Source organism: Herbaspirillum sp. UBA812 (genome assembly GCF_002296545.1).
Lineage (GTDB): Bacteria > Pseudomonadota > Gammaproteobacteria > Burkholderiales > Burkholderiaceae_D > Herbaspirillum > Herbaspirillum huttiense.
The window spans coordinates 1-8,974 of sequence record NZ_DBIC01000214.1; the positions used below are offsets into that span (position 1 = coordinate 1).

An 8,974-nucleotide genomic window follows, 5' to 3' on the forward strand; every position below is an offset into this window, starting at 1 on the left:
CGATCACCCGCATTCGCGCTTCCTGGTCTGCGATGGACATATCGATGCGGTGCTGGGCTACATCGACAGCAAGGATGTGCTCAAGCGCCTGCTCAAGGGTGAACAGTTCTCGCTGGCCGACAAGGGTCTGGTGCATACGCCGCTGTCCATTCCCGATTCCCTGAACCTGTGGGAAGTGCTGGAACGCATGAAGGCCATGGATGAAGACCTGGCCATCGTGGTGAACGAATATGCACTGGTGGTCGGCATCATCAGCATCACCGACGTGACCGGCGTGCTCATGGGCAATCTGCTGGCCATCACCGAGGAAGAGCAGCAGATCGTGCGGCGCGATGAGAACTCCTGGCTCATGGATGGCCTGACGCCCTTGAACGATGTCATGAACGAACTGGACATCGACGAGTATCCCAACCCGGTCGGCTATGAGACCTTGTCGGGTTTCATCATGTACATGCTGCGCAAGATTCCGAAGAAGACCGATTTCGTGCTCTTCTCCGATTTCAAGTTCGAGGTGGTGGACATCGAAGGCAATCGCATCAACCAGTTGCTGGTGACCCGCTTCAAGCAGGACAAGGGCGAAAAATCGGACAAGGCGGACAAATCGGGCAAATCGGACAAATCCGATAAGACAAGTCAGTCCGGCAAAATGGAATAGCAGTCCAGCACAACTTGATCTCGTTTTTTCAGACTTTTCCTATGCCCATGAACGCCGTAAACCGGGATACTCCCGTCCAGTCGCTTGCTTGAAAGACTGGTACTCGGGGAAAGCAGGCGGCTGCAGTACCCGTAGCAAACGTAGCAACCTGTAGCAAAACGTAGCAGAGGTAGTCGTGGGCTGGCCCGCATTCGCAAGGATGCGGGCCTTTTTCATGGGGCACGGCGTCAGCAGGCTTTCCGGCATTGCAGTACAGTCAGGACTGTCTGAATATGAATGAAGTGGAATCCGCAAGTGGCAAAAGACGTCAAGAGCCCCTGTGTCTCGCTGTGCAAGCTCAAGCACGAAGTCTGTACCGGCTGCGGCCGCACCCGGGATGAAATCAAGGACTGGAAATCGATGAAGCGCAAGGAGCAGCTCCACACCGTGGAGCTGGCTGCCAAGCGCATGAAGGCATTGCAGAAGAAGTAGGGCGGCCGGGAAGGGCCGCCGGCAGGGTTCAGGCGCGTGCGCCGTGGTTGCGTTCGGAGATCTGGGCGTTGAGCGTCCAGAAGTCGTACAGCACGCCCAGCAGGAAGAAGCCGCCGGTGAAGAAATAGACGATGCCGCTGATCCACTTGCCGATGTACAGGCGATGCGCGCCGAAGATGCCCAGGAAAGTCAGCAGCAGCCAGGCCACCGAATAGTTGACCTCGCCGGCCACGAAACGGCGGTCGGCTTCGCGATCCATCGAGGGGATCAGGAACAGGTCGACGATCCAGCCAATGCCCAACAGGCCCAGCGTGAAGAACCAGATCGTGCCGGTGACGGGTTTGCCGTAGTAGAAGCGGTGCGCGCCGAGAAATCCGAAGATCCAGAGCAGATAGCCCAGGGTTTTGCTGTGGGTGTTGTTGATGTTGTTGTTCATCCAGGCTCCAAATGAGGGTGGGGCAGGTTATAGCGTGATATGAAGATTGTTTCGCACGATGCGCCGTGCTGCATTGTGACATGGGCTCATCCTGAAAGTGCCCTTTGCGCAGGGTGAAGCGGTTTGTCCGATGGCGGCTGACTGTCTGCCAAAGTCTTCACATCGTTGCGGCGATCCGACGGCTTGCCCGCAAGAAAAGGCCAGCTGGGTTAAACTATGCACCTTCAGGAGGCCGTGCAACGAAGAGCCTCCCTGGAATTCCGCCACTGTCACCCGCTCTGTTGCCCCGTTGCCTACCGTGCGACCCTCGCTGCTCATTCCGCTCATCGTCGGCTGTGCGCTGTTCATGGAAAACATGGACGCCACCGTGCTGGCCACCTCGCTCCCCGCGCTCGCGCGCGATCTCCATCAAGACCCGATCACCCTGAAACTGGCCATGACCGCCTATGTCGCGGCGCTGGGCGTGTTCATCCCGATCTCCGGCTGGATGGCCGACAAGCTGGGCGCGCGCAAGGTGTTCAGCTGGGCCATGATCGTCTTCATGACCGGTTCGATCCTGTGCGCCGTCTCCGGCTCGCTGGTGACCTTCGTGGCGGCGCGCTTCCTGCAGGGCATCGGCGGGGCCATGATGGTGCCGGTGGGGCGGGTCATCATCGCGCGTTCGGTCGACAAGTCCGAACTGGTCAAGGCGGTCAGCTATCTCACCTTGCCGGCGCTCCTGGGCCCGGTGGTCGGGCCGCTGCTGGGCGGCTTTCTCACGACCTACTTCCACTGGCGCTGGGTGTTCCTGATCAATATCCCGTTCTGTTTCCTGGGCCTGTATCTGGCCAAGCGCTTCATCCAGAACTTCAAGGAAGACAATCCGGCCCCGCTGGATGTGAAGGGTTTTGTACTCACCTCGGTGGGCGCGGCCATGATCATGCTGGGCCTGTCGCTGTTCGGCAGCCAGCTGGTCGACGGCGCCACGCCGGTGGCCATGTGTTCCATCGGCGCCATTGCGCTGGTGATGTATTACCGTCATTCCACCCAGATCCCGTATCCGCTGCTGGACTTCCGCCTGCTGCGCATCCCCACGCTGCATGCCAGCGTGGTGGGCGGCTCGCTGTTCCGCATCGGCTTGGGGGCGGTGCCGTTCCTGCTGCCGCTGGCCTTGCAGGAAGGGCTGGGCATGACCGCCTTCCAGGCCGGCAGCATCACCTGTGCTTCGGCCTTCGGTTCGCTCTTCATCCGTCTGCTGGCCAGCCGGGTGCTGCGCCGCTATGGCTTCCGCACCGTGCTGATGGTCAATGCCGTGTTCGCCGGCATCGCGCTGGCGGCTTACGGCATCTTCAGCATGCATACGCCTTATCTGCTCATTGTCACCATCGTGCTGATGGGCGGGGTGTTCCCGGCGCTGCAATTCACCTGCCTCAATTCGATCGCCTATGCCGACATCGACAGCCGCGACGCTGGCCGCGTCACCAGTCTGGCCAGCGTGATCCAGCAGCTGTCGCTGGGCCTGGGCGTGACGGTGGCGGGCATCGTGCTGCAATTGTCGAATCATCTGCAGGGGCATGCGAGCATCGTCGAGGCGGATTTCTGGCCGGCCTTCCTGGTCATCGGCCTGTTCTCGGTGGCCTCGGTGCCGATCAGCGGCAAGCTGCCGCACAATGCCGGGCTGGAGCTCTCGCGCGGCAAGTGAGCTGGTGCCGTCATGCCGGGCTGCTATCATCCCGGCATCCTGAACTCTGGAGTCGCGCATGTCCTTTTCCCGTTTCCCCGTTTCCGCACTGCGCCGCACGCTGGCGGCCAGTCTCTTGCTGGCCAGCTGCGGTGCCCTGGCCTTTTCGCTGTCCGACCTGAGCAACCAGGACGCCACCGCCGGCCTGAAAGCCGCGCTGGAGAAGGGCGCCAATACCGCCGTGGCCAACCTGGGCCGGCCCAACGGCTTCCTCGGCAATGACAAGGTCAAGATCCAGCTGCCCGGTGCGCTGGAGCAGGCCATGCCACTGCTGCGCATGACCGGCATGGGCGGCCAGGTCGATGGCCTGGTGGCCGACATGAACCACGCCGCCGAGGCCGCCGTGCCGATGGCCAAGCCGCTGCTGGTCAATGCCGTCAAGTCGATGTCGGTGAGCGATGCCAAGAACATCCTGGCCGGTGGCGATACCTCCGTGACCGATTTCTTCCGCCAGAAAACCTCGGGCGAACTGGCCGTGAAGTTCCTGCCCATCGTCAAGCAGATCACCGACAAGAACGGCCTCTCCGGCCGCTACAACGCCGTCATGGGCCAGGTCGCCAAATCCGGTCTGGTGAGCGCCGAGCAGAGCACCGTGGAAGGCTATGTCACCCAGCGTGCGCTGGATGGCTTGTTCCTGATGATCGGCGAGGAAGAAAAAGCCATCCGCAAGGATCCGCTCGGGACCGGCAGCGCCATTCTGGGCAAGGTGTTCGGCGCCATGCGCTGACAGCGGAGCACCGACGCGGCGACCTCCTGCCGCGCTTCTGAAAAAATTTTCGCCGGCCGCGCACAGAGGTTCGGCGATTTTTTTTGCCCCATGTTGCTCATTAGTCAAGCTCGGCGGGAGCCGCATGGGGCAAGGGATAGCGCCGCGCTGGCGGTTTTCAGGATGACCACTTTTAACGGCATATTGACCGCCGTTGGGAACTTTTAAAAGTGCTTCAGATCTGTAAGTTATCGATTCACATTGCTACATTGCTGGACAGCATTAAGCGATTGCTTTAAACTATCGTTCTTTCGCGGCATCTTGCTCGCGAAATCACTTGTTCAACAACGACTCTTAGCAGTGTCCGATCCGCAGTGTGCGGGTTGTCCGAATTTCCGGCTGGCAGCGCGAACGCCCTCCCGTTCTCCACGGTGAACCGTTCCCATCCCTGTCCGGTGTGCACTATGCCGAGGCTGGCTTCATCGCTTCGGTTTCATCGCTGCCCTTGCAGCTTTCGGTTCGCATCCAAACGATACGCCCAACGGGCAAGCGAACCCTATACAACTTGATCCCAGAAACCCGTCGTCGCGGCGTCATGTCGTGTCGGCTATACCAACAGGGGGTAACATGACACGTGTTCGTCACGTCTTCGCCGGCGCGTTCGGTTTTGCGCTGGTTATTGCAGGCCTGGTCTGGTGGATCGGTCCGGACGTCATCCAGAAGTATCGCGGTGACCTGGTCTACTACACCGGCAAGCACCTGGAACTGGTCTTCAGTTCGATGGTGCTGGCCCTGGCCACCGGCATTCCGGCCGGTATCGCGCTGTCCCGCCCGGGCGCGCAACGCAGTGCAGAGAAGTTCATCCAGATCTTCAACATCGGCAACACCATCCCCTCCATCGCCGTGCTGGCGCTGGCATTGGCTGCCTTCGGCATCGGCAATGGCCCGACCATCCTGGCCCTGTGGCTGGCTTCGTTGCTGCCCATCGTGCGCAACACCTACGAGGGCTTGAAGAACGTGCCGGCCGCCATGAAGGAAGCCGCTCGCGGCATCGGCATGAAGCCGCACCAGATCCTGTTCCGCGTGGAGTTGCCCAATGCGCTGCCCATCATCGTCGGTGGCGTGCGGACTTCGCTGGCCATCAACGTCGGCACAGCGCCGCTGTCGATGCTGATCGGCGGCGAGAGCCTGGGTGGCCTGATCTTCCCTGGCATCTATCTGAACAATCACGGCCAGCTGCTGCTGGGCGCTGCCGCTACCGCCTTGCTGGCGCTGGTGCTGGATGCCCTGGTGACCTCGCTGTCGGGTTTCTACCTGGCGCGTCGCGGGCTGCGCACCTGATCCGGCAGCTCATTCCCATCACAAGAACGACCGCACGCCAGCCCTTTCCGGCACAGCGGTAGAGAGGAAAGCATGACAAAGAAGACCATCGCAAAATATGCCCTGTGCGCCCTGGCGCTTGGCCTGGCCATGTTCGGCACGGCCCGCGCTCAGGCCCAGAACCTGGTCATCGGCGGCAAGAACTTCACCGAGCAGCTGCTGCTCTCGGACATGACCGCGCAATACCTGCGCGCCAAGGGTTACGACACCGACCTGAAGAACGGCCTCGGCACGACCCTGATGCGCTCGGCGCTGGAGAGCGGCCAGATCGACATCGTCTGGGATTACACCGGCACCGCCCTGATCGTCTACAACCACATCGAGGACAAGCTCGATCCCGACCAGATCTACCAGAAGGTCAAGGAACTGGACGCGCCGCGCGGTCTGACCTGGCTCAACCAGTCGGAGCTGAACAACACCTACGCTTTCGCCATGCCGCGTGAAGTGGCCGAGAAGTACCACATCCACTCGCTGCAAGACCTCGCCAACCGCATCAACGAAGACGACAAGGAAGGCAACAAGCAGCACCTGCTGGGCGTGGACTATGAATTCGCTTCCCGTCCCGACGGCCTGGGCCCGATGCAGGCGCTGTATGGCTTCAAGCTGGATCGCAGCGAAGTCAAGCAGATGGACCCGGGTCTGGTCTACACGGCCCTGAAGAACGAACAATTGTTCGTCGGCCTGACCTACGCCTCGGATGGCCGCATCAAGGGTTTCGACCTGCAGCTGCTGGAGGATGACAAGGGCTACTTTGCCGCCTACAAGGCCACCCCGGTGGTGCGCCAGGAGATCCTGGACAAGAACCCCAAGCTGGCCGAGCAACTGAACGCCCTGGCCGCCAAGATCGACACGGCCACCATGACCGAGCTGAACAAGCGCGTCGACATCGACCAGGAACCGGTGGCCAAGGTGGCGGCCGATTTCCTGAAGCAAGCCGGCCTGATCTGAGGAGGGGACCATGAACATCTTCCAATACCTGCAATCGGACTGGCGCAACATCCTCGACCTGACCCTGCAGCACCTTGAACTGGTGGGCATTGCGGTGAGCCTGGCCATTGCCATCGGCGTACCGCTGGGCATCCTGATCGTGCGGGTGCGCTGGCTGGCCGGTCCTTTGATGGGGCTGGCGACCATCGTGCTGACGCTACCTTCCATCGCACTGTTCGGCCTGATGATCCCGGTGTTCTCGCAATTTGGTGCCGGCATCGGCCCCTTGCCCGCCATCACCGCCGTGTTCCTGTATTCGCTGCTGCCGATCATGCGCAACACTTATCTGGCGCTGGAGAACATTGAAGCCGGCATCAAGGAAGCCGGCATCGGCATCGGCATGACCTTCTGGCAGCGCCTGCGCATGGTGGACCTGCCGCTGGCCGTGCCGGTCATCCTGGGCGGCGTGCGTACCGCCGTCGTGATGAACATCGGCGTCATGGCCATTGCGGCCGTGATTGGTGCTGGTGGGCTGGGCGTGCTGATCCTGCATGCGATCAGCCAGAGCAACATGCAAAAACTCGTGGTGGGCGCGGTGATGATCAGCGTGCTGGCCATCATTGCGGACACCCTGCTGCAACGTCTGCAGAAAATCCTGACACCGAAAGGAGTACAAAAATGATCGAACTGGACCAACTGAGCAAGACCTACACTCAAAAGGATGGAACGCAGGTCAAGGCGGTGGACGCCGTCAGCCTGAAGGTGGCTGAAGGGGAGATCTGCGTCTTCCTCGGCCCCTCGGGATGCGGCAAGACCACCACCCTCAAGATGATCAATCGCCTGATCAACCCGACCTCCGGCCGCGTGCTGCTGAACGGCCAGGACACCTCCGGCATCGATGAAGTGGAACTGCGCCGCCACATCGGCTACGTGATCCAGCAGATCGGTCTGTTCCCCAACATGACCATCGAAGAAAACATCACCATCGTCCCGCGCCTCTTGGGCTGGGACAAGAAGCGCTGCCAGGAGCGTGCCACCGAACTGATGGCCATGGTGGCACTGGACCCGAAGAAATTCCTCAAGCGCTATCCGCGTGAGCTGTCTGGTGGCCAGCAGCAGCGTATCGGCGTCATCCGCGCACTGGCGGCCGATGCGCCGGTGCTGCTGATGGATGAACCGTTTGGCGCGGTCGATCCGATCAATCGCGAATCGATCCAGAATGAGTTCTTCCAGATGCAGCGCCAGCTGAACAAGACCGTCATCATGGTCAGTCACGACATCGACGAAGCCATCAAGCTGGGCGACAAGGTGGCCGTGTTCCGCGCCGGCAAGCTGGTGCAGTTCGACAATCCGGACACCTTGCTGGCCCGTCCCAAGGATGATTTCGTGAGCGCCTTCGTGGGTCAGGATCACACCCTGAAGCGCCTGCTGCTGGTTCGTGCCGGCGAGGCCGCGACCACCCCGGCCACCGCCCACCCGGACGTATCGTGTGACCAGGCGCTGGCGCTGATGGATGACCAGGATTCGCGCTATCTCACCATCATCGATGCCGACAACCGCGCCCTGGGTTATCTGACCCGCCGTGATGTGCGCGGCAACACCGGCGTGGCTGAGGACATGGTGCGTCCCTTCACCATGAATGCCGATCCGGACGAGAACCTGCGCGTGGTGCTGTCCAAGATGTACAAGCACAGCACCAGCTGGATGCCGGTCATCGCCAACGATGGCAGCTACGTGGGCGAAGTGACGCAGGATTCCATCGCCAGCTACCTGAGCTCCGGCAAGTCGCGCGGGATGGCGATGGCGGCTTGATGGCCCGATTGATGCGATTGCCGATGTGAAGCAAACGGCAAAAACGCAAGGCAGGACAGCAGGACAGCAAGACAGTAGTAAAGCAGAAGGGCAATGCGCAGGCATTGCCCTTTTTTATTGTGCCTGCTGCAGATCGTCGAGGAAGGCTTGCCGGCGCTCATTCTCGCTCAAGATGTGCGACTCCGACAATGCAGTCTGGCCTGCGGGATGCGGGCCGATGCGAAATGATTTACGCGGTTCGTCCTGACGACTCCATGCTGGAGATCAGCGAGGCCCCGCAGGAGGTCTTGTGGCCCTCGAAGGCGACGGCCTTGCCGTCGATCAGCACGTTGGGATCGCCTTCCACGATGACGCAATCGTGATGGCCGGAGATCGGGCAGCTGCAGTGATCGCCGACGCAGGCGACGGCGCGCCCCATGACGATGGATTTGTCTTGTCCGGTGACGACCTTGCCGCCGTGGCTGGTGGAATCGCCGAGACGAATGATGCCGCGCATGTCAGTGGTCCTTGTGGGGTGATGTCATTCAAAGGGGCTCCGGCCGCCGTGCGTCTTGGCCCACGTAGCCTTGGTCGTTTCATCCGGCGGGCTGACCATGATGATGCTGGCCATGCCGTTCGGGCGGCGGTTCACTGTCGCACTTGCACCGCCCTGGTGGTAGCTGGCGATCAGGCCGAGTCCGATCTGCACCATGGGTGAGCTGGTGCCGGTGTTGCCGATGCGTGCGCCGATGTCGTAGCCTTCCTTGACCTCGTCTGGATGCGGAGCGGAGGTGCCCATCTGCATCAGGGCCTGGTTCAGCGGGATGACCCATTGCTTGTTGCCAGTGGTGTCGTAGAAGACGCGTTTGGGTTCGGTGGCTTCAGGCA

10 protein-coding genes and 1 pseudogene are annotated in these 8,974 nt (G+C 61.2%); 8 read left to right on the forward strand and 3 right to left on the reverse strand.

The genetic code is table 11. The annotated features are described in order from the left end of the window. Positions 1-655, forward strand: a 655-nt coding sequence (locus B3873_RS14140) for a transporter associated domain-containing protein (RefSeq protein WP_286866814.1), incomplete at its 5' end; no start/stop codon positions are given. A gap of 294 nt (positions 656-949) precedes the next feature. Further along, positions 950-1,126: a DUF1289 domain-containing protein gene (locus B3873_RS14145; protein ID WP_286866816.1), complete on the forward strand. Its 177-nt coding sequence runs from the start codon at positions 950-952 to the stop codon at positions 1,124-1,126. 28 nt (positions 1,127-1,154) lie between these two features. Here B3873_RS14145 and B3873_RS14150 read toward each other — a convergent pair whose 3' ends face one another. Then, positions 1,155-1,562, reverse strand: coding sequence for an NINE protein (locus B3873_RS14150; RefSeq protein WP_286866817.1), 408 nt, complete (start codon positions 1,560-1,562; stop codon positions 1,155-1,157). Positions 1,563-1,851: 289 nt separating this feature from the next. Here B3873_RS14150 and B3873_RS14155 point away from each other — a divergent pair, with 289 nt between their 5' ends. From B3873_RS14155 to B3873_RS14180, 6 genes are all read left to right on the forward strand, one after another. Further along, the gene (locus B3873_RS14155; RefSeq protein ID WP_375163949.1) at positions 1,852-3,243 is read left to right on the forward strand and encodes an MFS transporter; all 1,392 of its coding nucleotides are present in this window, start codon (positions 1,852-1,854) and stop codon (positions 3,241-3,243) included. Between the two features lie 58 nt (positions 3,244-3,301). Further along, positions 3,302-4,009, forward strand: coding sequence for a DUF4197 domain-containing protein (locus B3873_RS14160; RefSeq protein ID WP_286866820.1), 708 nt, complete (start codon positions 3,302-3,304; stop codon positions 4,007-4,009). A gap of 606 nt (positions 4,010-4,615) precedes the next feature. After that, positions 4,616-5,329 carry an ABC transporter permease gene (locus B3873_RS14165; protein WP_039786791.1) on the forward strand — a complete coding sequence of 238 codons (714 nt, stop codon included), beginning with the start codon at positions 4,616-4,618 and terminating at the stop codon, positions 5,327-5,329. A 72-nt stretch (positions 5,330-5,401) separates the two neighbouring features. After that, complete coding sequence (locus tag B3873_RS14170; RefSeq protein WP_209533330.1) at positions 5,402-6,316, forward strand: glycine betaine ABC transporter substrate-binding protein; 915 nt, start codon at positions 5,402-5,404, stop codon at positions 6,314-6,316. A 10-nt stretch (positions 6,317-6,326) separates the two neighbouring features. Next, a complete protein-coding gene (locus B3873_RS14175) occupies positions 6,327-6,977 on the forward strand; it encodes an ABC transporter permease (RefSeq protein WP_039786787.1) in 651 nt (216 codons plus the stop codon). Beyond that, positions 6,974-8,107, forward strand: a complete 1,134-nt coding sequence (locus B3873_RS14180; RefSeq protein WP_034329957.1) for an ABC transporter ATP-binding protein — start codon at positions 6,974-6,976, stop codon at positions 8,105-8,107. Before B3873_RS14175 ends, B3873_RS14180 begins: the two co-directional genes overlap by 4 nt. A gap of 229 nt (positions 8,108-8,336) precedes the next feature. On the opposite strand, the gene B3873_RS14185 is transcribed toward B3873_RS14180, so the two are convergent. Beyond that, a complete protein-coding gene (locus tag B3873_RS14185) occupies positions 8,337-8,603 on the reverse strand; it encodes a PAAR domain-containing protein (protein ID WP_034329955.1) in 267 nt (88 codons plus the stop codon). A gap of 24 nt (positions 8,604-8,627) precedes the next feature. After that, positions 8,628-8,974 (reverse strand): annotated as a pseudogene (locus B3873_RS14190) (DUF2875 family protein); the annotation flags it as partial.